This window comes from Amphritea sp. (assembly GCF_050300915.1).
Taxonomy (GTDB): domain Bacteria; phylum Pseudomonadota; class Gammaproteobacteria; order Pseudomonadales; family Balneatricaceae; genus Amphritea.
In genome coordinates this window covers 1-26,009 of sequence record NZ_JBNKYN010000006.1, presented here as the reverse complement: position 1 = coordinate 26,009, position 26,009 = coordinate 1, and the positions used below count along the sequence as shown (strand labels likewise).

The following is a 26,009-nucleotide window of genomic DNA, read 5'->3' as shown; positions in this document are numbered from 1 at the left end:
GCCAGATAAAAGCGCCTGTTAGTAACTGAGAAAGGAAAAGACATGTCAATCGAAATCAAAACGCCGACCTTCCCTGAATCTGTAGCCGACGGTACCGTAGCGACCTGGCACAAACAGCCTGGTGAGGCTTGTTCTACCGATGAACTGATCGTTGATATTGAAACGGATAAAGTCGTTCTGGAAGTTGTAGCCCCTGCTGATGGCGTGATCAAAGAGATCCTCAAAGGCGAAGGCGATACCGTATTGAGTGAAGAGATCCTGGCGATCTTTGAAGCAGGTGCTACTGCATCTGCAGCCCCCGCAGCGGTTGCCGCTGCTGCGCCAGCTGCTGCTGTTGCCACTGCAGCATCAAGTGAGACTGATGCAGAAAAAGTTGGCCCTGCAGCACGTAAGCTGATTGAAGAGAACGGTCTGGATGCTAACCAGATTCCGGGTACTGGTAAGAATGGCGGTATCACTAAGGAAGATGTGGTTAACTTCATTAAAAATAAGCCTGCTGCAGCTCCTTCTGCACCGGTTAAAGTTGATAATGCTGCCGCACTGAACATCGTTTCCGGCGAACGGGTTGAAAAACGTGTTCCAATGACGCGTCTGCGCGCCACTATCGCTAAGCGTCTGGTTGAAGCACAGCAAAATGCTGCAATGCTGACGACTTACAACGAAGTGAATATGAAGCCGATCATGGAACTGCGTAAGCAGTATAAGGATCTGTTCGAGAAGACCCATAACGGTACGCGTCTGGGCTTTATGTCATTCTTCGTTAAAGCGGCAACTGAAGCCCTGAAGCGTTTCCCTGCGGTTAATGCGTCAATCGATGGCAATGATATGGTTTATCATGCGTATCAGGATATCGGTGTTGCGGTTTCCACTGAACGTGGCCTGATGGTGCCGGTTCTGCGTGATACTGACAGCATGAGCCTGGCGGGTGTTGAGGCTGCTATTGCTGACTTCGGCAAGCGTGGCCGTGATGGCAAGCTGGGTCTTGACGATATGCAGGGCGGTACATTCACGATCACTAATGGTGGCGTATTTGGGTCCCTGATGTCTACACCGATCCTGAACCCGCCACAAACGGCTATTATGGGTATGCACAAGATCCAGGATCGCCCAATGGCAGTGAATGGACAGGTAGAGATTCTGCCAATGATGTACCTGGCGCTATCCTATGACCATCGTATGATTGATGGTAAAGAAGCAGTACAATTCCTCGTGACTATTAAAGACCTTCTGGAAGACCCTGCACGTATGCTTTTGGAAGTCTGAGTCGGTCCCTTACTAGAACGAATAGATAGGTAGGTAATAAATGTCTGATAAATTTGACGTAATTGTAATTGGTGCAGGACCTGGCGGATATGTCGCTGCGATTCGTGCTGCCCAGTTGGGTCTGAATACTGCGTGCGTTGAAAAATGGGTTGATGATAAGGGCGCTGCTGTTCTCGGTGGCACCTGTCTGAACGTCGGTTGTATTCCGTCTAAAGCGCTGCTTGAGTCAACTCATCAGTTCCATAAGACTCAGCATGCTGATGTACACGGTATCCAGACCGGTGACGTCACCATGGATGTTAAGAAGATGGTCGCCCGTAAGGACAAGATCGTCGGCAATCTGACCGGTGGTATTGCTGGCCTGTTTAAGGCAAACGGCGTAACCCTGCTTCAGGGTATGGGTAAGCTGCTGGCTAATAAGCAGGTTCAGGTAACTGCCGCTGATGGTTCTGCGACTGTTTATGCTGCAGAGAACGTGATTCTGGCATCCGGCTCTGTTCCGGTTGAGATTCCACCAGCACCCCTGACAGAGGGGTTAATTCTCGATAACGCGGGTGCGCTGAATATCGATGAAATCCCTAAACGTCTGGGTGTTATTGGCGCGGGTGTTATCGGTCTTGAGATGGGGTCTGTCTGGGCGCGCCTGGGGACTGAAGTAACCGTTCTGGAAGCGATGGACGAGTTCCTGGCCATGGCTGACGCTGACGTCGCTAAAGAAGCCGCTAAGATCTTTAAGAAGCAGAAGCTGGATATCAAACTGGGTGCTCGTTGCACTGGTACTGAGATCAATGGCAAAGAGATTACCCTGAAGTATACCGATGCTGAAGGTGCTAAAGAGCTGGTTGTCGACAAACTGATCGTGGCCGTTGGTCGTCGTCCACAAACTCAGGGTCTGCTGGCGGATGATTCCGGTGTGCAGCTGGATGAGCGCGGATTCATCTTCGTTGATGGTCAGTGCCGTACAGAAGCGCCGGGTGTCTATGCCATCGGTGACTCTGTTCGTGGTCCTATGCTGGCGCATAAAGCGTCTGAAGAGGGCATCATGGTTGCGGATATTATCGCCGGTCATCATGCACAGATGAACTACGATGTGATTCCTAGCATCATCTACACGCATCCAGAACTGGCGTGGGTTGGTAAGACCGAGCAGGAACTGAAGGCTGCCGGTGTGGCTATTAAAGTGGGTAAATTCCCATTTGCTGCATCTGGTCGCGCAATGGCTGCTGATGACACCGATGGTTTCGTGAAGATGATCGCCGATGAAGCGACTGACCGCATCCTGGGTGTGCATATGGTCGGTGGTATCGCTTCCGAACTGATTGCACAGGCAGCGATTGCGATGGAGTTTGGTTCTACTGCCGAAGATCTGCAGTTGACCGTGTTTGCGCACCCAACCGTATCAGAAGCCGTGCATGAAGCAGCGCTGGCAGTCGATGGTCATGCTATCCATATGGCTAATCGTAAAAAGCGTTAATCGCTGTAAAATAGTTTGAAATTTCGACCGGGGTGACCCGGTCGATTATTGTTGAGGGTGAAACACTGTCACCTGAAGCAATTGGGCTGTGAAAAGATAATCTCTCTATATCGTTTTGCAGGTTCCTAAAAAGTGTGAAAAAGACGACGGATTAGAGCATGAATCTTCATGAGTACCAGGGCAAACAGTTGTTTGCCGAATATGGTCTGCCGGTTTCTAAAGGAATCGCGGTAGATACCCCTGAAGCTGCTGCTGAAGCGGCTCTGAAAATTGGTGGTGATAAGTGGGTTGTTAAGACTCAGGTTCACGCAGGTGGACGTGGTAAAGCCGGTGGCGTTAAGCTGGTTGACTCCCCAGCAGAAGCTCAGGCTTTTGCAGCGAATTGGCTGGGTAAAAACCTGGTGACTTATCAGACCGATGCTAACGGTCAGCCAGTTTCCAAAATTTTAGTTGAAGATTGCACTGATATCGCGAACGAGCTGTATCTGGGTGCGGTTGTGGACCGTTCTTCTCGTCGCATCGTTTTCATGGCATCCACCGAAGGTGGTGTTGAGATCGAGAAAGTAGCGGAAGAAACACCAGAAAAAATCCTGAAAGCTACCATTGATCCGGTCACCGGTGCACAGCCTTACCAGGCACGTGAACTGGCGTTCAAACTGGGTCTGGAAGGTGTTCAGATTAAGCAGTTCACTCAGATTTTCCTGGGTCTGGCCAAGATGTTCAAAGAAAAAGATCTGGCCCTGCTGGAAATCAACCCTCTGGTTATCACCACTGAAGGCAACCTGCACTGTCTGGATGCTAAAGTAGCGATCGATGGTAACTCTGTTTACCGTCACAAAGATCTGCAGGCGATGGAAGATCCATCACAGGAAGACGAGCGTGAAGCACGCGCGGCTGAATGGGATCTGAACTACGTCGCACTGGATGGCAGCATCGGCTGCATGGTTAACGGTGCAGGCCTGGCAATGGGTACGATGGATATCGTCTCTCTGCACGGTGGCTTCCCGGCTAACTTCCTGGACGTTGGTGGCGGCGCGACTAAAGAGCGTGTAACCGAAGCGTTCAAGATTATTCTTGAAGACACTAAGGTTAAAGCCGTACTGGTTAACATCTTCGGTGGTATCGTGCGTTGCGATCTGATTGCAGAAGGTATTATCGGTGCAGTTAAAGAGGTAGGCGTAAACGTACCAGTTGTTGTACGTCTGGAAGGTAACAATGCTGAACTGGGTTCCAAACTGCTGTCTGAGTCTGGTCTGGACATCATTGCAGCAACCAGTCTGACTGATGCTGCTGAGCAGGCAGTTAAAGCAGCGGAGGGTAAATAATAATGTCCGTTCTGATTAATAAAGACACCAAAGTAATCTGTCAGGGTTTCACTGGTGGCCAGGGTACCTTCCACTCTGAACAGGCTATCGCATACGGCACCAAGATGGTTGGTGGTGTAACGCCGGGTAAAGGCGGTACTGAACACCTGGGTCTGCCGGTATTCAACACTGTTGCTGAAGCGGTTGAAGCGACTGGCGCAGACGCTTCTGTTATCTACGTTCCTGCTGCATTCTGTAAGGATTCTATCCTGGAAGCTGCGAACGGCGGTATCAAGCTGATCGTTTGTATCACTGAGCACATTCCGGTTATGGATATGCTTGAGTGTAAAGTTGTATGTGACAACCTGGGCGTGCGCCTGATCGGACCAAACTGCCCGGGTGTTATCACGCCGGGAGAGTGTAAGATCGGTATTATGCCAGGTCACATCCATCTGCCGGGCAAAGTCGGTATCGTATCCCGTTCCGGTACACTGACCTATGAAGCGGTTAAACAGACAACTGATGCTGGTTTTGGTCAGTCTACCTGTGTTGGTATCGGTGGTGACCCGATCCCAGGTTCTAACTTCATCGATATTCTGGAAATGTTCCAGAACGATCCACAGACTGAAGCGATTGTGATGATCGGAGAGATCGGTGGCTCCGCTGAAGAGGAAGCGGCTGCTTACATCAAAGCAAACGTAACTAAGCCTGTCGTATCTTACATCGCTGGTGTGACTGCACCTGCCGGTAAGCGTATGGGCCATGCGGGTGCGATCATCTCCGGTGGTAAAGGTACTGCAGACGAGAAGTTTGCTGCGCTGGAAGCCGCTGGTGTGAAGACTGTTCGCTCTCTGGCTCAGATCGCTGACGGTCTGCGTGAAGTGACTGGTTGGGAATAATCGCTTAGCGATTATTCCAGTGGCTAGACGTGACTTCGTCACTTGCTAGTCGCTAGAAAAAAAACCGCCTTAGGGCGGTTTTTTTGTGTCTGCGGATTGAGTTAACGTTAGTTCTGCGGGTATTCTGGATGCCTATATTCGTAAGGAGTTGTTATGAGTCTGTTTTCATCTATTAAATCGATATTTGCGTCTGCTGATAGCGGCCCTAAAGAGCCTGAAGCGCTCCCGTCTGAAGAGTATCAGGGCTTTACCATTACGCCCGCGCCGATTCGTGAAGATGGCGGCTATCGAGTGAACGGTCTGATTACCAAGGGGGAGCAGAGTCATCGTTATATCCGCGCAGATATGTTGTCATCCAGTGATAGTTGTGCCGAGGAGATGATCCGTAAAGCAAAGCAGATGATTGACCAGCAGGGTGATAATGTTTTCAGTTGACCCTCTGCAGGAGGGCTGGCTTTGCTATCGGATTTGACTCTGTTTATATGATAGAGTTGCCACTAAATTTATAGTTATAAAGGGATTTTTTGATGCGATATCTCATTATTGCACTTTCACTATTGTTGGCTGGCTGTGAAGTTGCACCGGTAAAAGATGCTTCCAGTGTTCAGGTTGCAACAAAGCTTGATAATAGTCTGACACTTCCGGTGGCTGCGCCACTCGCTTACTATATTGGCCGTGAAGATCTGCAGCGAGAAGTTAATGGGGCTGATGGCTATTCCCGCTGGAAATTCTACCCAGGACCATCCTTTAAAAAAGCAGCAGACGTAGTCTTTCCTGACTTCTTCTCCATTGCTGGTCCACTGGCTGAAGATCAGCCTTTTCGCTATCTGGTCAAGCTTAGCAGTGAGGCGGGGTTTTCGAGTCTGTGGGGGACATTTAAGGTATCAGTCACCGCTTCATACCTTGATCGTCAGGGTAATGAAGTCTTTAAAACTACAACGGATGCCAGTGTTACCGGGGCAAACCTATGGCAGGAAGCTTATACCAGTATTTATGCCGAGGCCCTGAAAGAATCCACACACCGGTTTCTGAACCATATGGCAGCGCTGAATACTGATTTACAACAGCCAGTCAGTGATGAGGAACGGCAGACGGCTGACTTTGATAAACTGTTGGGAGAGATGAAGCCCGCAGGCAACGGTACAGGTTTCTTTATAAACAGTACCGGGCAGTTGCTTACGGCAGCTCATGTCGTGAATCAGTGCCTGAAAACCGAAGTGCGATATAACGGGCAAAACTATCCGGCGAACAGGGTTGCGGTTAGCAGGGTTCTTGACCTTGCGGTACTGCAGGCTGATCTGCAACCGGCACGTTTTGCCAGCATCCCTACTAATGCCTCAGATGATGTTGCATTGGGACAGAGTGTATTTGTTACTGGCTATCCACTAGGAAGTATCATGGCAGACTATCCCAGTCTCACAATGGGTAACATCAGCTCCTTGGGGGGCTTGAAAGGTGCGTTGGCCAATCTGCAGTTTTCAGCGCCAGTGCAGCCGGGTAACAGTGGTGGACCATTAATCGATTACAAGGGGAATGCTGTAGGGGTAGTCACCAGTAGTCTGAATCAGTCAATGATGCTGGCGAAGACCGGGACCACGTCTCAGAATGTCAATTTTGCTGTGAGTGCCGAATATATGCGCCGCTTTCTCGATCATTCGCATGTTCAGTACCGTTATAAGCCTCTGAAGAAAAGTCTTGAAACAGCTTCAGACGCAGCGGTTAAATTCACTGTACAGATATTGTGTTATCAGTAAGGAGTGCTGAAATGTTCACTAATTTAATCCGGCTTAAGATTATCCTGCTACTGGTTGTGCTTTTTAATTCAAGCCTGGTGCAAGCTGCAGATCCTTCTGAGTCTTTTACTGAATATGTTCATCAGGGGAATCCGTATCCGCCTGTATTGTTCCAGAGTAATATTGAGGGCGACACCTTTACGGAGAAGCTAAAAGCCTATGGTGCTTTTAAATCCGTAGACAAGGATGCTATGGGATCACCTATTGGTATTATCGTTATGAAAGGCTTGCGCATGAAAGCTGATGCAACCAGTTTTTCAAGTTTAATGTTGTCGGCGGGAACTCTTGGGTTAATCCCCGTTGTATCGAATAAAAGCTTTAAAGTTCAGTATGGTGTATTTGTTCAGGGGGATCTGCTGTCTACTTTTGACTACGAGATGACCTCCACTGATGTAGAGAACATGTGGAGCGGTCCCCGTACTTCTGAAATGAAGCCTGCAGAGGAGCTCTTTCTGGAAAACAGCCTGTCGCTGTTTCTGAATGATCTGGCAAAAGACCGTAAGGCTCAGGAGCTCTTTCGTGAGTACTATACCTATTTCGATCGTTGAGTGGTAATGGTTGAAATCAGATCAACTTAAGCGCCTCAGGGCGCTTTTTTATGGTGAATTGGATGACTCAGAAGCAACTGTTTGCCCGCTATAGTAAAGATCTTAATCCTGGCAGGCTTGAGTGGATTGGTCTGCGACCAACGCGTAAAGCGGATCTTGAGGTGGTTGATAGCGTTGAAGCGTTGGCTGGCTTGGGGCTGGAGGGTGATCATCGCTGTAGCAAAACACCGGGCTCTGCCCGGCAGGTTACGCTGATCTCTGCTGAATTTATCCGGATGATCGAAACCTACACTGGCATTAACACGATTGATCCGGCCCTGTTACGGCGTAATCTGGTGGTCAGTGGTATTAATCTCAATGCTTTACGGCACCAACAGTTCACTATGGGAGGTGCGCAGTTTGAAGCAACAGCATTGTGCCACCCCTGTCGCCGGATGGATCTGGCGCTGGGCCAGGGCGGGGCTGCGGCTATGCTGGGGTATGGTGGCCTGTGTGCGCGGGTATTAGAGTCAGGTATGATCAGGGTTGGTGATCCGCTGATACCGCAAGTATCAGGTTGATTGTGGTGACGGACGAAAAGGGTAAAGGGGCATTAATGGATAGATCAACGCCTGTTTTTTGGCGTGATTCACGTATGCCTTATGTGGAACTGCGTCAGGTGAGTGATGGCAGGACTGTGTGTTACGCACCTCATAGCCATGCTCAGTGGTCAATTGGCGCAATTACTGAAGGTATCAGCACGTTTTGTTACCGGGATGACCGGTGTCAGGTCGGTGCGGGTGATCTGGTGCTGATAAATCCAGATTGGGTCCACGCCTGTAATCCGATCGACAATCAGCCCTGGGCATATCTGATGCTCTACATCGATACTGGGTGGCTAACGGCGCTGCGTACCCGGCTTGGCTTGCTGGAGCAGCCTGTGTGGCAAGATATCGGTACCGCCGTTGTTTCTGAGCAGTGGTTTTATCAGGGATATTGTCAGATGGCGGATTGTTTGCTGAACCCTCAGGTGGCTCTGCCAGAGAAGCAAACTGCGGTTATCGAATATCTTTCCGGCTTACTGAGCTGTCTGGCAGGTCAATATCCATTGCCACTTGAGAAGGTGCCGCAGGCACTCAGTGATCTTGCGGGGTATCTTGATGAAAATGCCACAGAGGATATTCCCCTGGCAGAGATGTGTCTTCGCACTGGCTATAGCGCTGGTTATCTCATCCGCTCATTTAAGCAGTATTTCAGTCTGACGCCCCATGCATATCAGATTAATCGACGGATTCAGCGGGGACAGCGGGAGTTAAAACGAGGCCGGCCCATTGCTGAGGCTGCATTGACTGCGGGTTTTACCGACCAGCCCCATTTTCAGCGTACGTTTAAACGAATGGTCGCTGCCACCCCCAATCAGTACAGACAATCTCTACTCAGATAGAAGGTAAAAGCAGCTGGCTACCAGCAGGATAGCCAGAGTCCGGTTGATTGTTTTGAGTATTACAGGCTGGCTGATATATCTGCGCAGACATGCACCTGCATAAACCCAGCTTCCCAGCGATAGCCAGCAGATAGGCAGGTAGAGTGCCGCAAACAGAAGCAGCTGCTGCATATCGTTTCCGCTGGTGTATGCGCCGATTCCTGATGCTGAGGCCAGCCAGGCTTTAGGGTTGAGCCACTGCATCATCGCTCCGGTTATAAATCCGGGGGCTTTCCCCGGTTGCTGTTGTGGCAGTTGCCCGTCAAAGGCGGCAAGTTTGACGCTCAGGTACAGCAGGAAAATGATACCGCCCCAGCGCAGTAAACTAGTTAAAGCCGGGATCATTTCAAGTGCCGTATAAAGGCCCATCCCAATAGCTATAAACAAAACAATGAAGCCGAGAGTCGCACCGGTGACAAATATAAGACCTTTCGAAATGGCGTAGCGGCTGCCACTGCTCAGGCAGACAAGATTTACTGGCCCGGGAGAGATAGAGGCCGCCAGCGCAAAAGTCGACATGGATAAAATGATAGACAGGGTCATGCTGTTCTCCTCAACGAAAGAGGATCAGTATGCCGTGGTCGATGCGTAGGATATTGAATAAAATTGATCTTTATTACGGCGCTGAGGGGGAATTTTGAGATTTACTAAGCAACTCTCTTGACCTGTCTACCGGTGATGGCCTCAGGCTAGCTGTGAATCGTGAATGAGGTGTTGATGTGCTGACTATTTCTCTACTGGCCAAAAAGTTTAATCTTTCACGGACGACGATTCTCTATTATGAGCGGGAAGGGTTGTTGCATCCTCTTAAGAGGGATCTCAATGGTTATCGGCTTTATGGCGACAAGGCGCTGTTCCGGTTATCACAGATAGTGAGTTACCGGGCGCTGGGCGTTCCTGTTTCTGAGATCGCGCTGTTGCTGGATGGAAAGGGTGAACAGAAGCGCATTCTGCAGGATCAGCTACAGCGTCTACAGGCAGAGATAGAGCGGCTTCATCAACAGCAGATGGCGATTCTTAAATTTATGAAACAGCCGGACACTGAGGAGAATAGTATGGTGACGAAAGAGCGCTGGACAGAGATCATGAGAGCCGCAGGGCTAAGTGATGATGATATGCATAACTGGCACATCCAGTTTGAAACACTGGAGCCTGAAGCGCATCAGGAGTTTCTTGAGTCGTTGCAGATAGACGCCGATGAAATCGATCGAATCCGGGCATGGTCGCGTTGTTAACTGTGTAGCTGCAGCCGATGCAGGATAAACGTGGTTTTTTAACCAAAAAGAGAGCCGTGTGGCTCTCTTTAATCTGAGAATAAACGCTGCTATCAAACCGGTTTTGGTGACTTAAAGTACAGCCAGCTAAAGCCGATCAGGCCTGATATCAGGGAAGCAAACAGAATGCCTGTTTTCGCCATCAGCAGGTCAGCTGGATATTGGGCAAAACCGAGCTCGGCGATAAAGATCGACATGGTAAAACCGATCCCCCCCATAAAGGCCACTCCAATAATATGATTAAAGTTGAGGCCGGAAGGCAGGTCGCTGATTTTTAGTTTGACTGCCAGCCAGGTAAAACCGGCAATACCGATCAGTTTGCCGAGAATCAACCCGGCTCCTATTCCCTGGGCGACAGGGTGAGCCATTACATCTGAAAACTCCGACCAGTTTATTGGTACCCCGGCATTGGCCAATGCAAATATCGGGATAATCAGATAAGCCGATGGCAGGTGCAGATTGTGTTCGAGCACCTGAGCGGGCGCCTGAACTTTATATACCCCTTCTCCCAGTGCCCGTACCCGGGATCTTAGTGCATCGTTAATGATGATATTCTCATTCTGGCTGAACAGGCTTTTGATGTGTTCAGCACTGTCACGTACCAGTGAATGGAAGCGGGCGGGATCATATTTTGGTTTCATGGGGATGGTAAAAGCCAGCAGAACCCCGGCAAGCGTGGCATGCACTCCACTTTTCAGCATTGCAACCCAAAGTACAGCGCCAATCAGTGAGTAGGGCAGAATCCGCCTGATGCCCCCCAGATTCAGACAGATCAGCAGAAATATCATCAATCCTGCGGTCATCAGGGCGGTTAAATTTATGGTTTCGGTATAAAACACCGCGATAACGATCACCGCGCCGAGGTCATCTACAATCGCCAGCGCAACCAGAAACATCAGCAGATTCTGTGGCACTCGTTTACCCAGTAGTGCCAGTGCGCCCAGGGCGAAGGCAATATCGGTAGCCATTGGAATGCCCCAGCCGTTCATGGTGTGTCCGTCGGGGTTGATCGACACATATATCAATGCGGGCATCAGCATACCGCCAGCCGCTGCAATAATGGGTAGAGAGGCTTGTTTAATATTGGCAAGCTCGCCTACCAGTAGTTCCCGTTTAAGCTCCAAGCCTACGACAAGGAAAAACAGCGCCATCAGACCATCGTTGATCCAGTGGTGGACTGTTTTTGAAAGCTGAAAGCCTTCCAGGCCAATGACGAAATGGGTTTGCAGAAAATGATGGTAGGTTTCACTGAACTGGGTATTCGCGATAATAAGTGCGATTACGGCAAACAGCATCAGCAATATACCACTGGTTGTCTGCCGGTGAATGAACTCTTCAAGTGGGGTTAATACGGTTTCAAATGCTCTTTCCCAGGGGGCAACATACTCTTTACCCGCTACCCTGTTTCTCCGTCTCATCAATCTCTCCAGGCTACTGAACTGTGCTGTTTAACTTTCCGCTGTATTGTATCTAATTCGTAGTGTTAAGCATGATTTGATTCATTTTAAATGCTTATGCATTACTTGTTGCAGGGGTAAAGTGCTTTTATGGCGCTATAAACGATGGTGTCACGTTGTGTGTTGGCTGGCTTGGTGGTTTGTTTTAATTGATCGCTGATGCTATTGATCAGTTTTTCTTCACTAATCCCTTCAGGGATACAGAAGCCCGCCAGATAGGTCGGTTGTAGGCTTGGATGCTCTTTGCCCAGACGTGTGCGGTATGCCCGCTGAATAAAATCACTTTCATTACCTGAGCTGATGTTGTCAATAATGGCGCCGTCGGTGAGGTCTGCACCTGCGAGAAAGCCGGCAATATAATCGCGGGAGATTTCCGTGTTGGCGTGACCTTCTGCAAAGGCAGGTAAGGCAGTGAAGAACGTCAGTGCGGACACCAGAGTGATTGTTTTATTCATAACAGTTTTCCTTCGGCCAGAGTTAGCTTATTCGCTATACGCTTTGAGTGTCTGTTCAGATCTCTAATAGGTCGTGTATTTATATAAGCATAGGATACTGATCGGAGGAAAGGTTATTCAGTTACATGGCTCTGAGTCGGCAGGTTGATTACGCGAACTCAATGGGTAGACAAAAAAAGAGAGCCAAAGGGCTCTCTTTTATCAAGTATCAAGTTTTGCTGTGCGGTTTACGCGTCCCGACGTGGACGAGGCTTGCGTGGCGCTGCGCGGTCACTGCTGCCGCGCTCATTACGGCCTTTACCTTTGAACTCTGTGCGGGGTTTGCGCGGAGCTGGACGGGCAATTTCGCCTTCCATCAGGCTGATATCAATCTTCTTACGACAGATAAACACACCTTTCAGTTGCTGCAGAACCTCAGGAGGCATCCCTTTTGGCAGCTGAACGGTGCTGTAGTCATCAAACAGGCGGATATCGCCGATGTGACGGCTGTTGATATCTGCTTCGTTAGCGATAGCGCCAACGATATTTTTAACCTGTACCCCATCGTTGCGACCAACTTCCATGCGGTAGACATCCAGATCAGCATAGTTAATCCGTTCGCGTTTAGCGCCCCGGTCACCATCCCGGTCACTGTTGCGGTCGTTATCTTTCTCACGGCGAGGCTTAAATTCTGGCTCGGGTGGCAGGATAAGCGGCTTCTCTTTTTGTGCCATGTAGAGCAGGGCAGACGCCAGATCCAGTGTTTCCAGCTCAGTATCCACTGCCAGCTGATCGATCAGTTCACGGTAAGCCGCCATATCTTCGTCATTGAAGATAGTGGTGATCTGTTCGCGGAATGATTCCAGACGTTTATTCTGCACCATATCGCGGGAAGGCAGATCCATCTGCTTGATTGGCTGGCGGGTAGCTTGCTCAATCTGCTTCAGCAGGCGCCGCTCACGGGGGGCAACAAACAGAATAGCTTTACCGTCACGACCTGCACGACCCGTACGGCCGATACGGTGTACATAGGCTTCAGTGTCGTAAGGAATATCGTAGTTGATAACCATACCCACGCGCTCTACATCGAGTCCGCGTGCGGCAACATCGGTGGCAACCAGGATGTCCAGTTTGGCGTCTTTCAGGCGCTGTACGGTACGCTCACGAAGCTGCTGGTTCATATCACCATTCAGGGCTGCAGCGGCATAGCCACGCGCTTCCAGCTTTTCGGCGATCTCTGTTGTTGCTGTTTTCGTGCGGGCAAAGATAATGATGCCGCCGCAGTCTTCAGTTTCCAGAATTCGAACCAGTGCATCCAGCTTGTTAACCCCGGAAACGATCCAGCAGCGCTGGTCGATGTTTTCCATGGTAGTGGTTTTGGATGCGATCTTGATCTCTTGTGGATCACGCATGTAACGTTTGGTGATGCGGCGGATCTGTTCTGGCATGGTTGCAGAGAACAGAGCAGTCTGGCGCTCAGCAGGGGTTTTAGCCATGATGGTTTCAACATCATCGATAAAGCCCATGCGCAGCATTTCGTCTGCTTCGTCAAGCACCATCGCTTTCAGCTCATCAAGCACCAGGGTGCCACGGTCCAGGTGATCCATAACCCGGCCAGGTGTACCAACAACAACGTGTGGGCCGCGGCGCAGTTGTTTAAGCTGCAGGGTGTAGCTCTGACCGCCATAGATTGGTAATACATGAAAACCCGGGATATGACGAGCATATGCCTGGAACGCTTCAGCCACCTGAACCGCCAGTTCGCGTGTTGGTGCAAGCACCAGAACCTGAGGTTTATTCAGTTTCAGGTCGATACGGCTCAGCAGGGGCAGGGCAAATGCAGCAGTTTTACCGGTACCTGTTTGCGCCATCCCCAGAACATCCTGACCCTTCAGCAGAAGCGGGATGCACGCTGCCTGAATGGGGGATGGTGTTTCATAGCCAAGCTCTGTAATGGATTTAAGAACGGAAGAGGGGAGATCAAGGTCGCTGAATGCGACTTGTGTGTCTGACATATTTGAAGGTACCGGAAGGAATGGAATTGTAAAACGCGAAATTATACGCCTATTGTCGAATAAAAGCCCGTTTTTTATTGGCGGGGTTAATAACGCTGCTTATTTCGACTCAGTTAACGCGATATCATCGTACCAGCTTAGAAAGTTTGTTCCGCCGTTATCGCTATCGGTCATGATGGCTATCGCCTCAATCTCAGTATAGGTCTTGGCAAACGCGATTTGCAGATCATTCTGCAGATTACGGCTGTGCCTGGTCCACTGGCCGGTGAGTTTGTCACCACTGTCGACCGCCCACATCAGTGCTCTGTCGGTGAAGGGGTTAGGCCAGCGGCTGTCAACGGGCTGATTATTAGACCAGACATACACCAGTGTGCGCTTTTGCCAGAAAAAGGGGCCATCTGAGACGACGATGTAGACACGTACCGGAAAGTCGTCACCGGCTTTAGTGGTTTCGGTCGCGGAAGGCCAGGTTTTACTGATTTTCCAGCGCCAGCTGAGGTTGGTTTTGCTGTCGATAGTGATGGTTTTTTTATAATAAAGTCCGGACGCCGAACCGTCAGAGCGCGCTTCAAGCAGCGGGTTGTCGCCTTCGGATGTCAGAGTGTAGTGGGTTTCTCCTGAGAAGTGCTTATGTTCCCACTGCGTGATACCTTGCGGGTCGAAGCCTGGGATCGAGACTGGTGATGCCTGGGTGGGTGCTGCTGCAACGACGAATAGCAGTATGCTGGCAGAAACAATTGAGTAAATGTTGGGCATTTTCACTTTACACATATCAGATTCGACTATACTAAAATTACGTTTTGGATCAGTGTATCAGAGTTTTAAAGGCCATCTCCCCCTTCAGGCGCTCTCTGATCTGGTTGTTGCCGGTTGCTGGCAGCTCTCTGCAGTACGGCAGGGCACACTGATCTGTAACTGTGGGCGAAAGGGTTGCTGCAATGTTCCCCTCACTGTAGCAGCTGTCATCGTTATATTCTTCGCCTATCAAGGGGCCTGGTTTATGCCAGGCCCCTTTCTGTTATAAATATAAGTTTGTTGACTGAGATGTTATAGCACAGCTTTTCGCTGTCGCTGTTGTCCATTATATTGAATTTTTTTTATGGGGTTTTAGCGTGGCACATAATCCAGCCTATGAGATGATCTGGCAAGTGGTGGCTGCCATCCCTGTCGGGAAAGTTGCCACCTACGGGCAGGTAGCTGAGCAGGCTGGAGTGCCTGGTGCTGCCAGGCTGGTTGGGCGCTGTCTCAGCCAGTTACCGGGTGATACCCGGCTGCCCTGGTTTCGGGTGGTGAATGCCAGTGGCAGGATCTCACTGCCGGTTGGTAGTGAGGGCTATCTCCGGCAGGTTGAAATGTTGCAGGAGGAGGGGGTTGCAGTGCTGCATGGCCGGGTTCGTCTGGCTGATTTTCGCTGGCGCTGCTGAATGTGCGGCAATGTCGCGCAAACAGTTAACACTGTTCTGTGGGCGGTTGCGATGTATCAGGGGGGAGGCCGATGCAGAGTGGGCTGCGGATACAAAATTAGTCTGGCGGGTCTCGATGGAGATTGATATCCCGCCTCCAGGATGGCTATGAGCCGCAGCAAAAACAGTGATGCTGAAACTTATTTGAGGTTTCCTGCATCCATATCGTATGGAAAGCAGCCGACAAAGTGCACATATTCATCTTCAAAAATATGGGTCTTTTTAGCGCGGTATTCAAAATCGAACAGGAGTATCAACCAGCTGATCTGCGTGTCGCCGAGCTTTTCAATCTTTTTGATCACCGCATCGCCGTATGAGTACGACCAGGAGCAGGGGCCGATAATGTCGAGCACTGCTGTTTTACCTGTATCAACACCATTAGTTTCCAGATTTTCCGAATCGTATTCGCTGATCTCGAAGTTTTTCGCCCAGCGATCCAGGCCCTGCTCATCCTCTTCAAAATAGCTGTCTGGAATGCTGGCGTAGTCGGTCGTTGAATACCAGACCGATACGATACCCTCTTTGGCAAAATTCATTTCGCAGTCTCGCTAAGTTGAAGCCAGAGTGAGCGGATATCGCTGACATCTTCATCACTGAGCTTATCTACCTTAAATGCATCGTCCAGGCTTTGCTCTACCCGCTGGTTAAACTGCAGGGCGCTCTCTCCCTGTTCAGCGCTGATCAGGCTTATATGGCCCAGCAGGTAGCTGCAGAGAAACAGCTGGTTGGGTTCGGCACCGCTTTCCAGTTCGAGCAGCCGGTTATAGATTGATTCAGCCTGTTGTTCGTATGCACTCATCAGAGGTCCATAAATTCCAGTTTATCGATCAGCAGGCTGTATTCTTTGCCGCTTTTTTCGACCTGTTGCAGTTTGACGACCATATAGTCGAGTTCAGGCGCGCACCAGATGAACGTATCACGCTTGCTGTCCGGACCCCGGTCGCGCTGTATTTTTATCGTTTCAAAAGAACCAATAGCAGTGGTGACTGTCTCGCTGCCGATGATGATGAACGGATAAGTTTTGATCTTGCCGCCGTCAGCAACCTGATAGCTCAGTTCTGTTTTGCCTGCAGCAAGGTCCAGTCGTAATTGCATCTGATAACTGAGATTGTCCTGGGTACCTTCAGTAACATCCATCGTCCAGGGCTTTTTGGCTATGTCGTTAAGTACGGTGCCGGTGTTCCAGTTAAACTGCAGCACTGCATCTTTATTGTTGCCGATAACCTTACGGTGGTATTCATAATGCTGAGGCTGAATGGTCTGATCTTTGACGGTGAACTCTGAAAATTCATTCACCTTAGCGATCAGCGCTTCGGCACTAAGGGATGTTATCCAGCGGTCACCTTTGCGCTGCAGTTGTCCGATGGCGTCACCACCAAATGAGATGCCCATGTCCCATTGTGCTTTGTAGACTGCTTTGTAGGGTCGGAACAACTCTGCTGCTTGTCCCGGCAGGGCTGACACAAGTAATAATGCAGTGATAAGTAATGTGCTGATACGCATCAGTTTACTCCTGAGTGAATTGATATCCTTCAGGTGCCAGAGTAGTTCCATCCAGCTGAACTGATCCTGAAACTGAAAGTGTCAGACGCTCAGCACAGAACCACTCAACAGCAAGGGGGTAGATTTTATGCTCAGCACTGTGAACCCGCTGTTGCAGACTTTCAATCGTATCCGTTGCGAGGATGTCGATGGGTGCCTGCAGCGCTAGTGGTCCGCCATCCAGTTCTTCAGTGACGAAGTGGACAGTACAGCCGTGCTGTGAATCCCCCGCCTCCAGCGCTCGTTGATGGGTGTGCAGACCTTTATATTTAGGCAGCAGGGATGGGTGGATATTAAACATCCGCCCCCGATAGTGACGGACAAAATCGGCAGTGAGGATCCGCATAAAGCCAGCCAGGACGATAAGGTCCGGTTGGTAGGCATCGATCGCTTTGATCATCGCTGCGTCAAAACTTTCGCGGCTGTCATAGTCTTTATGGCTGATAATGATTTCAGGAATGCCTGCTGTTCTGGCGCGTATCAGGCCATAAGCATCCGCTTTATTGCTGAGTACGGCAGCGATGCGGCCATTAATCTGGCCGCTCGCAATAGCATCGATGATCGCCTGCAGATTTGATCCACTACCGGATATCAGCACAACAATGCTCTTTTCTGCCATCCTCAGGCCTCCAGGCCCAGCAGCTCTACCTGCTCTTCTCCTGCAGATGCGGCAGCAATCTCACCGACGATAAAGGGGGCTTCGCCGGCATCTTGCAGAATCTGTAATGCCGTGTCTGCAGTGCTGGCAGGAACTACGATAACCATACCGATACCGCAGTTCAGGGTGCGATACATCTCGCGTGAATCAACATTACCCAGTGCCTGAATCCAGCGGAATACTTCCGGCATCTGCCAGCTACAAATATCAATTACTGCTTTAGCACTCTGCGGCAGAACCCGGGGGATGTTTTCCAGCAGGCCGCCACCGGTAATGTGGGAGAGTGCATTTACCTGACTTTTCTTAATCAGTTCCAGAACCGGCTTGACGTAGATGCGGGTGGGTTCCATCAGTGCTTCAGTCAGTGGTTTACCATCAACCGTGCCGCTCAGGTCCGCATTGCGAACTTCAATAATCTTACGAATCAGTGAGTAGCCGTTTGAATGTGGGCCTGATGATGGCAGTGCAATCAGTTTGTCACCGACTGCGACTTTAGACCCGTCAATAATCTCGTCTTTTTCGACTACCCCAACACAGAAACCTGCCAGATCGTAATCTTCGCCTTCATACATACCAGGCATTTCGGCGGTTTCACCGCCAACCAGTGCCGCACCAGCCAGCTCGCAGCCAGCACCTATGCCTGTGACAACATCGGCTGCGATGTCGATATTCAGTTTACCGGTGGCGTAGTAATCAAGGAAGAACAGGGGCTCTGCTCCGGCGACGATCAGATCGTTGACGCACATCGCTACCAGATCGATACCGATGGTATCGTGCTTCTTCAGGTCCATCGCCAGACGCAACTTGGTACCGACACCATCAGTGCCTGATACCAGAACGGGCTTCTTATAGCCCTCAGGAATTTCGCACAGGGCGCCAAAGCCACCCAGGCCGCCCATCACTTCAGGGCGTGCGGTGCGTTTAGCAACGCCTTTAATACGATCAACCAGTGCGTTGCCAGCGTCGATATCGACGCCAGCGTCTTTGTAGCTGATAGGAGTGTTATTGTCAGTTGCAGACATAGTATGTGTGAACCTGTTCGGGCTGATTACTGATAGAAAAATTTGAGGCGTATTCTATCAGGTTGCTGGTGAGGCGGCTATTGTGTGTTAAAGTTTATGCCGTTTTAAAGGACATTTTTTTCAGACTGTCAGGATTGTTGTTCTGGCAGTAAAACAGGATATGAAAACGAACATGATGCGTAATCTTTGTAACGCTCTGCTGATGTTGCTATTAACCGTTATCTGTAGTCTGGGGCAGGCAGCCACTGTTAAGGGGCTCTATTCCGCTGAGCTGCTAGTCCCGGAACAGCTGACTCAACCGGCGGTTGAACAGTTGCGGTCAGGTCTGAAAGAGGTGCTGGTCAAGGTATCCGGACGCAGTAACGTGGTTAACAAGCCTGCGGTGGTGAATGCATTACAGCAGCCAGCGGCGTGGCTGAATCAGTTTGGCTATCAGGCTACCCAGACCCCGGTCTCCGCCGGAGATGGTCGTGAAGTGCTCGGGCAACGGCTGTTGTTGGAGTTTGATCCGGTACTGATCGATCAGTTGCTGCAGCAGTCAGGTATGAGAGCAATCGGCCATGCCCGGCCAGTGATGCTGGTCTGGCTGGTTCAGCAGCGGGGTGCTGCCAGCCGCGATTTCGTTTCTCATGACAGTCAAATCTATACCGAACTGCAGCAGCAGGCTGATCTGCGGGGGCTGCCGCTGAGTATACCTTTGCTGGACCTGAATGATCAGAATGCCCTCGATGTCAGTGATCTGTGGGGCTTTTTCCGTGCGCCGATAGAGCAGGCGTCGGTGCGCTACCAGCCGGACGGTATTCTGGTTGGGCGGTTGTTACAGAGCAGTGGTGGGGCGTGGCAAACCGAGTGGTTGTTGATCAAAGAGGGACAGGCGCGCGCCATTTCACCTTCGGGATCGCTATCAGAACAGCTGAAGCAGGTGATCAATGATACGGCAGATTTTGCTCTGGCTTCGCTGGGCGCTTCCCGTTTTGATTACGTCGAAACAGGTTTGCAACTTGAAGTCACTAATATAGTCGAAATAGAAGACTATCTGCAGCTGCTGGACTATCTGCGGCAGTTGCCTCCGGTTGATGCGGTGCGGGTCAGTGGTGTCGATGCCGACCGGGTGTTGTTCCGGGTGGAGCTTCAGGGTGGTGTACAGGCGTTGGAACAGGCGGTACGCCTTAATCCGCGGATGTCGCCAATGCCACGTATGAGCAATGCGGGTGCTGAAACGGTGTATGCTTATCGCTGGCAACAGGAATAGTGAAGCCGGTAATGGTTGAAAGGGAGTGCTTATGAGCGATTCACAACGTTGGTTTTTTCTTATTTTTACCCTGGTGCTGGGGTTTCTGCTTTATCTGCTGCAGCCGATTCTGTCACCTTTTCTGATTGCAGCGCTTTTGGCGTATCTGACCGATCCACTGGCTGACCGGCTGGAGGCCCGTGGATTAAGCCGGACGCTGTCCGTGGTCGTGGTGTTTCTGGTGATGACCACGGTTTTACTGTTGCTGGTGGTCTGGTTATTGCCAAAACTGGGTTCGCAGCTGCAGGTGATGGTTAAAATGGTGCCGCAGGTGCTTACCATGGTTGAGACGGTGTGGATCCCCTGGGTCGAGGCGCATGTCGGCATCTCCTTTGAAGGATTTGATATGCAAAGCGTGAAAGCGCTTATCAGTGGTCACTGGCAACAGACAGGCAGCCTGCTTAAAGGCGTATTCAGTAGTGTGGGACAGTCCGGTCTGGCACTGGCCGCATGGGTGGCTAATCTGGCACTGATTCCGGTAGTGACGTTTTATCTGTTACGTGACTGGGATGTGATGATGGATAAAATAGGTTTTCTTTTGCCGCGCAATGTTGAAAAAAAGGTAACACTTTGGGCTCAGGAGTGTGATGAGGTGTTGGGCGCCTTTATTAAAGGGCAGTTGCTGGTGATGCTGGCACTTGGGGTCATCTACTCTCTTGGACTTTGGAGCGTAGGTCTTGATCTGGCTTTATTGGTGGGAATGCTGGCGGGTCTTGCCAGTATTGTGCCCTATATGGGGTTTATTGTCGGTATTGTCGCAGCGGGTGTTGCCGCGATGCTGCAGTTTAATGATATTACGATGTTGGCCTGGGTCGGCGTGGTTTTTGCCATTGGTCAGGCGTTGGAAGGGATGGTGCTGACGCCACTGCTGGTGGGGGACCGGATCGGGCTGCATCCCGTGGCGGTAATATTTGCCATTATGGCGGGTGGGCAGCTGTTTGGTTTTGTGGGGATTTTGATTGCACTTCCCGTTGCTGCCGTTATTATGGTGCTCCTTCGTCATCTGCATCAGGGATACAAAAGTAGTAAACTTTATGACTGTTGAGCAGTCTGTATAGTGATGATGCTGCGCTGTAAGGTTCGGCGCTGATAAAATAACGAGCTTAACCCGTACCGCAAAGCTTGAAAATCCAGAAACTTAAACGGTGAGAAAGGTCTGGCGTTCTGCTGGCCAATAAGTATTGATAGATGAGTAGTCCTGAACCCTTTCAGATACCTCTGGGTATCACTCTGCGGGATGATGCCCGATTTGAGAATTTCCTTTGCCAGGGGAATGAGTTGCTGTGCAACACCCTGGATCAGGCTGCCCGGGGGGAAGGGGAGCAATACTTATATATCTGGGGAAACCGTGACAGCGGCTGCTCGCATCTGCTGCAGGCCGTTTGTCATGCGTCTGATCCGGTTGGCCGGACTGCGGTTTATCTACCGTTGGATGAACTACTGGATATGGGCCCTGGTGTGCTTGAGGGGATGGAGCATCTTGATCTGGTCTGCCTCGATCATATTCAGATAATCGCGGGCAATAAACAGTGGGAAGAGGGTGTTTTTCACTTCTTTAATCGTATCCGTGCTGAAAACAACCGTTTGCTGGTGGCCGGTGATCGTGCGCCCAGGCAGTTAAATCTTAATCTTCCTGATCTGGCCTCCCGGTTGAGTTGGGGAATGGTGTTTCAGGTGCATAATCTTGACGATGACGGTAAAGTACGTGCCTTGCAGTTGCGCGCCCGTGGGCGTGGTTTTACCATCAGTGAAGAGGTTGCCTGGTTTCTGATCCATCGGGCAAGCCGCAGCATGGCTGACCTGTTTGAGTTACTCGATAAACTGGACTCCGCTTCTCTGAGTGCCAAACGCAAGGTAACCATACCATTTGTGAAGCAGGTTCTGGGGCTTTGATCCTTAATAGCTGACTCTTAAATTACGGCGTACTATGAATATTATCCTGGCTGGTTTTACATCCGATGTAACGGAAAGCGAATTGAGAGAGCTGTTAGCTCACTATGCTGAAGTTGATGAACTGGACATTATCCCCGGTGACCTGCCTGAGCAGACGGTTGCGGTGATGACTATTGAAGCCAGTAATGCTGAAGCGCACTGGGTAACCCGTCGGTTAACCGGGCTTTACTGGCATGGACACTCATTGCAGGCGTACGTCTCGTTGTTCTGATATGGGCAGGGCAACAATGAAAGGGTATGCCCTGGTTGATCAGACAGATGATTATCTGCTCATCAATAAAGCACCGGGCATCTCTGTTCATCGTGATGAGGCGGAGACCGGGTTATTGCAGCAAATCTCCGCTGAGCTGAATTGCGGTCCACTGTATCTGGTGCATCGTCTGGATAAAATGACCTCGGGCTTATTATTGCTGGCGCGCCATGCGCAGGCTGCGTCCATCCTTTCCCAGCAATTTCAGCAACGATCAGTCGAAAAATACTACATCGCATTGTCTGATCAAAAGCCCCGTAAAAAACAGGGGTTGATTAAAGGCGATATGGTGCGCAGCCGCCGAGGCAGCTGGAAACTGACCAGCGGAATGAATAATCCGGCAGTAACCCGTTTTTTCAGTTGTGCGCCGTTGCCGGGATTACGATTGTTTCTGCTGCGGCCGTTAACCGGTAAGACCCATCAGTTACGGGTAGCCCTGAAAAGTATCGGTGCGGCTATCATTGGTGACCAGCGTTACCATAGTGCTGCTGAGGCATTCGCTGACCGGGGTTATCTGCATGCCTGGGGGCTGGCATTTGACTGGCAGGGGCAGCGACGGGAGTATCTGTGTGATCCGGATATTGGTGAGCTGTTTCTTCAGGCACCGGTAACACTGCAGCTGGAGAGCTGGAAACCGCCGGGCAGTCTTGCCTGGCCAAAATCGTAAAATATGATCTAAGTGTAATAAGAGTGTTGCAATGCAAGATGACCGAACCGAGCGGGATTTTAGTGTCCGTAGCGAGGAAGAGCAGCAGGCGTTTCTTCAGGAAACCTGGTGTGACCACTGTCAGGAAGCCAATCTGGGAATGAAAAACCCCCGGGAATACCTCTACAAAGGGGTTGTTTTTATTGAAGGTGAGTGTAAACGTTGCGGCAACGTAGTACTGACTGAACTCACCGAAGACGATTTTTAAGGCGTGTTTTGCTATGACCGACTCTTTTAATCAGCGCTTTGGTGGCACTCAGCGGCTGTACGGCGTGGTTGGAACTGAGCTGTTTCGCCAATCTCATATCTGTGTGATTGGTATCGGTGGGGTAGGTTCCTGGGCTGCTGAGGCGCTGGCGCGCTCAGCCATTGGTCATATTACGCTGATCGATCTGGATGATATCTGTGTCACCAATACCAACCGGCAGATACATGCGCTCGATAGCACCATCGGGGAGCCGAAAACAGAGGTGATGGCTGCCAGAATAGCTCATATAAATCCTCAGTGCCGGGTTGAAATAGTTGATGATTTTGTCACTCTTGAGAATATTCCGCAGCTGATTGGCCGTCATTTTAATTACGTAATCGATTGTATCGACAGTGTTAAAGAGAAGGCTGCGCTGATAGCGCATTGCAAGCGGAATAAAATTCCGATTATTACGGTCGGCGGTGCCGGTGGGCAAACAGACCCCACGCAGATCAATATCGCTGACCTGAGCAAAACCAACCATGACCCGCTGGCGGCTAAAACCCGTTCACTGTTGCGGCGCTATTATAACTTCAGTAAAAGTGGCCGGCGTTTTGCTGTGGATTGTGTCTACTCGACTGAGCAGCTAGTTTATCCTCAGCCGGATGGCAGTGTCTGTCAGATGAAGACGGTTGCCGATGGCAATACCCGTCTCGATTGCAGTGGCGGTTTTGGGGCGTCTGCCTGTGTCACCGCTACCTTTGGCTTTGTCGCAGTATCGCGGGTGTTGCAAAAGATGCTCGAAAGAGCTGAACGTGAGAAAAACACGCTATAAGTTCACTTTAATATGCTTGAAATAAGAGGGTGGCTGAAGATCCCGGTTGACCTTTTAGTATATCAGGCTAAAGTGTTTTGATTGTTTCCAAAACGGACGCCTGGCTGATTAATGTCAATGTGCTTTTCAGAAGGATTTTATAAAGCTATTTTTGAGGGCTGCAGTGATGCGATCTATGTTATAGATCCTCTCAGCTCGCGCATTCTCGATGCAAATACCTGCGCCTGGCAAGATCTGGGGATGAGTCGCGAGCAGCTGCTACAGCACAGCGTTATCTCGTTACAACAAGGTGTAGAAAACGAAGAGCACTGGGCGCAGATTGCGGCGATGATCACTTCCTCACACCCTAATGCCTTTACCTTTATCGGCCGTCACTATCATCAGCATGGCACCTATTTCCCGGTTGAAGTCTACACCAGTGTAATTGAATTTGAGGGGCGACAGCTTTTTCTTTCTGTTGCCCGAAATCTTGACCGGACCTCTTCGCAGCGGGAGGCTTTCCGGACTAAGGATGCACGCCTGACCTATGCTCTGAACGAAGCGGTTGACGGGTTGTGGGACTGGGAGATCAGCAGCAGTGAGGTATTTTTCTCGCCCCAGTTAAAAAGGATGTTAGGTTATCTGCCCAATGAAATGGAGCCGAATCTGGAAACCTGGACGCAAGCGCTGCATGAGTCGGACCGAGAACGGGTGATTGCTGCGCTGAACGATCACCTTGAAGGACGGGCCGCTAGTTATAGTGCGGAATACCAGATACGCAAACGTGATGGCAACTATATCTGGGTCAGGGATAGGGGGCGCATCTGTCAGCATGATGAGGCGGGCAAGCCTTTACGGATGGTCGGCATGGTTCATGATATTACCCGTAGTAAAGACCTGGAAGACCAGTTACGGGAGCAAGCCAGTCATGATCATCTTACCGGCCTGCTGAACCGGCGGGCCGGTTATATTCACTTTTCAAAGCAGCTTAGTTATGCGCTTCGCTACAATCAGCAGCTGAGTATCTGTCTCATCGACCTGGACCATTTTAAGAACATTAATGATACATACGGGCACCTGGTCGGAGATTCAGTACTCAAACATTTTGTTGAGCTGATGAACAGCACGTTGCGTAAATCCGACTCTCTGATGCGCTGGGGCGGTGAGGAGTTTTTGTTGTTGCTGCCCAATACATCAGTGGACAATGCCAAGCAACTGATAGAGCAGCTGAAAGAGACCCTGGGGGATACGCCAGTGGTGCTGGAGTTAGAAGGCCGGGAGATCAGTTATACCTTTAGTGCCGGGCTTGCCAGCTTCCCGATCCACTCGCAGTCTTTGGATAGTTTGATTAAATGTGCCGATGACGCCCTCTATGAAGCAAAGGCAGAGGGGCGTAATCGGATCTACATTACCCGGGAGGGCGATATTACTCAGCCCGAGCTGTTTTAAGCGCCGCCCTCAGGGCTGTTGCGCACGTTTAACTGCCTGTTCCCTGACCGCAGCAATAATCGCTTGCAGACCGTTTCCTCTGGATGGGCTCAGGTGACGGGTCAGTTGCAGCCGGGCAAAATAATCTTCCATATCAAATGCCAGAATCTGTTCAGGCTGGCGGCCATTGAGTGCAGCTAACACCAGTGCGATCAATCCGCGAATAATGCGGGCATCGGCATCAGCCGCAAACCACAGTTTGCCTTCAGCATCCTGGCTTACCTGTAGCCACGCATCACTTTCACAACCGCTGATGCGATACTGGTCGGCTTTCATGGCGGAGGTAAATGCAGGTAGCTGTTTACCCAGCTGCATAATCTCCCGATAGCGGTCATTCCAGCTTTTTAGCGGCATGAGCTGCGCGAGAATATCGCTGTCACATATCTCCCGGCCAAGCGGAGAGCTGTCAAAGATGGATTGCTGCGACACAGTGTCGGCTAGCGCAAAGCTGCGCATCTGGCTAATTTGCTCCAGCGCCTGGGCAAAGCGCTCAACCTCTTCAAGGGTGTTGTAGAAGCAGAATGATGCTCTGACCGTGCCGGGCAGGCCGAGCCGTTCCATCAATGGCATCGCGCAATGATGACCGGTGCGCAGGGCGATCCCCTGCCTGGAATACCCATTGACGAATGACGACAGTGTCTGTCGTTCGCCCCCCATGTTTCAGCCCGACTGGCTAAGTCTTTACCAGCTAAATCATCTGGCATTTTGTTAT

Annotated in this window: 30 protein-coding genes; 19 read left to right on the top strand and 11 right to left on the bottom strand. The window is 50.6% G+C overall.

Translation table 11 applies throughout. From position 1 onward, the window contains the following. Positions 1 to 42: 42 nt before the first annotated feature. The 9 genes from odhB (at position 43) to ACQY8X_RS02710 (ending at position 8,704) form a co-directional block, all read left to right on the top strand. On the top strand, positions 43 to 1,263 hold the full coding sequence (odhB, locus tag ACQY8X_RS02750; protein ID WP_428033610.1) for a 2-oxoglutarate dehydrogenase complex dihydrolipoyllysine-residue succinyltransferase: 1,221 nt from the start codon (positions 43 to 45) through the stop codon (positions 1,261 to 1,263). A 40-nt stretch (positions 1,264 to 1,303) separates the two neighbouring features. Then, positions 1,304 to 2,737, top strand: a complete 1,434-nt coding sequence (gene lpdA, locus ACQY8X_RS02745; protein WP_428033609.1) for a dihydrolipoyl dehydrogenase — start codon at positions 1,304 to 1,306, stop codon at positions 2,735 to 2,737. Between the two features lie 158 nt (positions 2,738 to 2,895). Next, positions 2,896 to 4,062, top strand: coding sequence for an ADP-forming succinate--CoA ligase subunit beta (sucC, locus tag ACQY8X_RS02740; RefSeq protein WP_428033608.1), 1,167 nt, complete (start codon positions 2,896 to 2,898; stop codon positions 4,060 to 4,062). 2 nt (positions 4,063 to 4,064) lie between these two features. Further along, on the top strand, positions 4,065 to 4,940 hold the full coding sequence (gene sucD, locus ACQY8X_RS02735) for a succinate--CoA ligase subunit alpha (protein WP_091358072.1): 876 nt from the start codon (positions 4,065 to 4,067) through the stop codon (positions 4,938 to 4,940). A gap of 153 nt (positions 4,941 to 5,093) precedes the next feature. Further along, positions 5,094 to 5,375 carry an HlyU family transcriptional regulator gene (locus tag ACQY8X_RS02730; RefSeq protein ID WP_428033607.1) on the top strand — a complete coding sequence of 94 codons (282 nt, stop codon included), beginning with the start codon at positions 5,094 to 5,096 and terminating at the stop codon, positions 5,373 to 5,375. A gap of 92 nt (positions 5,376 to 5,467) precedes the next feature. Next, entirely contained in the window at positions 5,468 to 6,694 is a 1,227-nt protein-coding gene (locus tag ACQY8X_RS02725; RefSeq protein WP_428033606.1) for a S1C family serine protease, read from the top strand. Positions 6,695 to 6,705: 11 nt separating this feature from the next. Further along, positions 6,706 to 7,281: a hypothetical protein gene (locus ACQY8X_RS02720; protein WP_428033605.1), complete on the top strand. Its 576-nt coding sequence runs from the start codon at positions 6,706 to 6,708 to the stop codon at positions 7,279 to 7,281. A gap of 62 nt (positions 7,282 to 7,343) precedes the next feature. Next, positions 7,344 to 7,841, top strand: coding sequence for an MOSC domain-containing protein (locus tag ACQY8X_RS02715; protein ID WP_428033604.1), 498 nt, complete (start codon positions 7,344 to 7,346; stop codon positions 7,839 to 7,841). 35 nt (positions 7,842 to 7,876) lie between these two features. After that, positions 7,877 to 8,704: a helix-turn-helix domain-containing protein gene (locus tag ACQY8X_RS02710; protein WP_428033603.1), complete on the top strand. Its 828-nt coding sequence runs from the start codon at positions 7,877 to 7,879 to the stop codon at positions 8,702 to 8,704. Here ACQY8X_RS02710 and ACQY8X_RS02705 read toward each other — a convergent pair. Further along, a complete protein-coding gene (locus ACQY8X_RS02705) occupies positions 8,693 to 9,286 on the bottom strand; it encodes a LysE family translocator (protein ID WP_428033602.1) in 594 nt (197 codons plus the stop codon). The two genes, ACQY8X_RS02710 and ACQY8X_RS02705, sit on opposite strands and share 12 nt — an antisense overlap. A gap of 176 nt (positions 9,287 to 9,462) precedes the next feature. Here ACQY8X_RS02705 and ACQY8X_RS02700 point away from each other — a divergent pair, with 176 nt between their 5' ends. Continuing rightward, positions 9,463 to 9,978 carry a MerR family transcriptional regulator gene (locus ACQY8X_RS02700; protein ID WP_428033601.1) on the top strand — a complete coding sequence of 172 codons (516 nt, stop codon included), beginning with the start codon at positions 9,463 to 9,465 and terminating at the stop codon, positions 9,976 to 9,978. Between the two features lie 92 nt (positions 9,979 to 10,070). Here the strand turns inward: ACQY8X_RS02700 and nhaA are convergent, their stop codons facing one another. From nhaA to ACQY8X_RS02680, 4 genes are all read right to left on the bottom strand, one after another. Beyond that, positions 10,071 to 11,435, bottom strand: a complete 1,365-nt coding sequence (gene nhaA / locus ACQY8X_RS02695) for a Na+/H+ antiporter NhaA (protein WP_428033600.1) — start codon at positions 11,433 to 11,435, stop codon at positions 10,071 to 10,073. Between the two features lie 101 nt (positions 11,436 to 11,536). Next, positions 11,537 to 11,929: a hypothetical protein gene (locus tag ACQY8X_RS02690; protein WP_428033599.1), complete on the bottom strand. Its 393-nt coding sequence runs from the start codon at positions 11,927 to 11,929 to the stop codon at positions 11,537 to 11,539. Positions 11,930 to 12,156: 227 nt separating this feature from the next. After that, positions 12,157 to 13,923: a DEAD/DEAH box helicase gene (locus ACQY8X_RS02685; RefSeq protein ID WP_428033598.1), complete on the bottom strand. Its 1,767-nt coding sequence runs from the start codon at positions 13,921 to 13,923 to the stop codon at positions 12,157 to 12,159. A 99-nt stretch (positions 13,924 to 14,022) separates the two neighbouring features. Then, complete coding sequence (locus tag ACQY8X_RS02680; protein ID WP_428033597.1) at positions 14,023 to 14,694, bottom strand: DUF3047 domain-containing protein; 672 nt, start codon at positions 14,692 to 14,694, stop codon at positions 14,023 to 14,025. Between the two features lie 341 nt (positions 14,695 to 15,035). On the opposite strand from ACQY8X_RS02680, the gene ACQY8X_RS02675 reads away from it, so the two are divergent. After that, positions 15,036 to 15,347: an MGMT family protein gene (locus ACQY8X_RS02675; protein WP_428033596.1), complete on the top strand. Its 312-nt coding sequence runs from the start codon at positions 15,036 to 15,038 to the stop codon at positions 15,345 to 15,347. Positions 15,348 to 15,526: 179 nt separating this feature from the next. Here ACQY8X_RS02675 and ACQY8X_RS02670 read toward each other — a convergent pair whose 3' ends face one another. The 5 genes from ACQY8X_RS02670 to purM are packed head-to-tail and all read right to left on the bottom strand — an operon-like array spanning position 15,527 to position 18,608. Then, the gene (locus ACQY8X_RS02670; RefSeq protein ID WP_428033595.1) at positions 15,527 to 15,922 is read right to left on the bottom strand and encodes an immunity 22 family protein; all 396 of its coding nucleotides are present in this window, start codon (positions 15,920 to 15,922) and stop codon (positions 15,527 to 15,529) included. Continuing rightward, positions 15,919 to 16,185 (bottom strand): YfcL family protein, encoded by a 267-nt coding sequence (locus ACQY8X_RS02665; protein ID WP_428033594.1) that lies wholly within the window; start codon positions 16,183 to 16,185, stop codon positions 15,919 to 15,921. The genes ACQY8X_RS02670 and ACQY8X_RS02665 overlap by 4 nt, the downstream gene beginning before the upstream one ends. Further along, on the bottom strand, positions 16,185 to 16,889 hold the full coding sequence (locus tag ACQY8X_RS02660; RefSeq protein ID WP_428033593.1) for a DUF3108 domain-containing protein: 705 nt from the start codon (positions 16,887 to 16,889) through the stop codon (positions 16,185 to 16,187). The genes ACQY8X_RS02665 and ACQY8X_RS02660 overlap by 1 nt, the downstream gene beginning before the upstream one ends. 4 nt (positions 16,890 to 16,893) lie before the next feature. Beyond that, positions 16,894 to 17,547 (bottom strand): phosphoribosylglycinamide formyltransferase, encoded by a 654-nt coding sequence (gene purN / locus ACQY8X_RS02655; RefSeq protein WP_428033592.1) that lies wholly within the window; start codon positions 17,545 to 17,547, stop codon positions 16,894 to 16,896. A gap of 2 nt (positions 17,548 to 17,549) precedes the next feature. Beyond that, positions 17,550 to 18,608, bottom strand: a complete 1,059-nt coding sequence (gene purM / locus ACQY8X_RS02650) for a phosphoribosylformylglycinamidine cyclo-ligase (protein ID WP_428033591.1) — start codon at positions 18,606 to 18,608, stop codon at positions 17,550 to 17,552. 172 nt (positions 18,609 to 18,780) lie between these two features. On the opposite strand from purM, the gene ACQY8X_RS02645 reads away from it, so the two are divergent. The 8 genes from ACQY8X_RS02645 (at position 18,781) to ACQY8X_RS02610 (ending at position 25,258) form a co-directional block, all read left to right on the top strand. After that, a complete protein-coding gene (locus tag ACQY8X_RS02645) occupies positions 18,781 to 19,860 on the top strand; it encodes a DUF2066 domain-containing protein (RefSeq protein WP_428033590.1) in 1,080 nt (359 codons plus the stop codon). A 31-nt stretch (positions 19,861 to 19,891) separates the two neighbouring features. Next, the gene (locus tag ACQY8X_RS02640; protein WP_428033589.1) at positions 19,892 to 20,944 is read left to right on the top strand and encodes an AI-2E family transporter; all 1,053 of its coding nucleotides are present in this window, start codon (positions 19,892 to 19,894) and stop codon (positions 20,942 to 20,944) included. Positions 20,945 to 21,087: 143 nt separating this feature from the next. Next, the gene (gene hda / locus ACQY8X_RS02635) at positions 21,088 to 21,792 is read left to right on the top strand and encodes a DnaA regulatory inactivator Hda (RefSeq protein WP_428033588.1); all 705 of its coding nucleotides are present in this window, start codon (positions 21,088 to 21,090) and stop codon (positions 21,790 to 21,792) included. 34 nt (positions 21,793 to 21,826) lie between these two features. Then, on the top strand, positions 21,827 to 22,063 hold the full coding sequence (locus tag ACQY8X_RS02630) for a hypothetical protein (protein WP_428033587.1): 237 nt from the start codon (positions 21,827 to 21,829) through the stop codon (positions 22,061 to 22,063). A 16-nt stretch (positions 22,064 to 22,079) separates the two neighbouring features. After that, on the top strand, positions 22,080 to 22,769 hold the full coding sequence (locus ACQY8X_RS02625; protein WP_428033586.1) for a TIGR01621 family pseudouridine synthase: 690 nt from the start codon (positions 22,080 to 22,082) through the stop codon (positions 22,767 to 22,769). Between the two features lie 31 nt (positions 22,770 to 22,800). Then, on the top strand, positions 22,801 to 23,016 hold the full coding sequence (locus tag ACQY8X_RS02620; RefSeq protein WP_428033585.1) for a hypothetical protein: 216 nt from the start codon (positions 22,801 to 22,803) through the stop codon (positions 23,014 to 23,016). 13 nt (positions 23,017 to 23,029) lie between these two features. After that, a complete protein-coding gene (gene tcdA / locus ACQY8X_RS02615; RefSeq protein WP_428033584.1) occupies positions 23,030 to 23,830 on the top strand; it encodes a tRNA cyclic N6-threonylcarbamoyladenosine(37) synthase TcdA in 801 nt (266 codons plus the stop codon). A 111-nt stretch (positions 23,831 to 23,941) separates the two neighbouring features. Next, positions 23,942 to 25,258 carry a sensor domain-containing diguanylate cyclase gene (locus ACQY8X_RS02610; RefSeq protein ID WP_428033583.1) on the top strand — a complete coding sequence of 439 codons (1,317 nt, stop codon included), beginning with the start codon at positions 23,942 to 23,944 and terminating at the stop codon, positions 25,256 to 25,258. Positions 25,259 to 25,267: 9 nt separating this feature from the next. Here the strand turns inward: ACQY8X_RS02610 and ACQY8X_RS02605 are convergent, their stop codons facing one another. Beyond that, positions 25,268 to 25,954: an aminotransferase class V-fold PLP-dependent enzyme gene (locus ACQY8X_RS02605; protein ID WP_428033582.1), complete on the bottom strand. Its 687-nt coding sequence runs from the start codon at positions 25,952 to 25,954 to the stop codon at positions 25,268 to 25,270. Between the last annotated feature and the right edge of the window lie 55 nt (positions 25,955 to 26,009).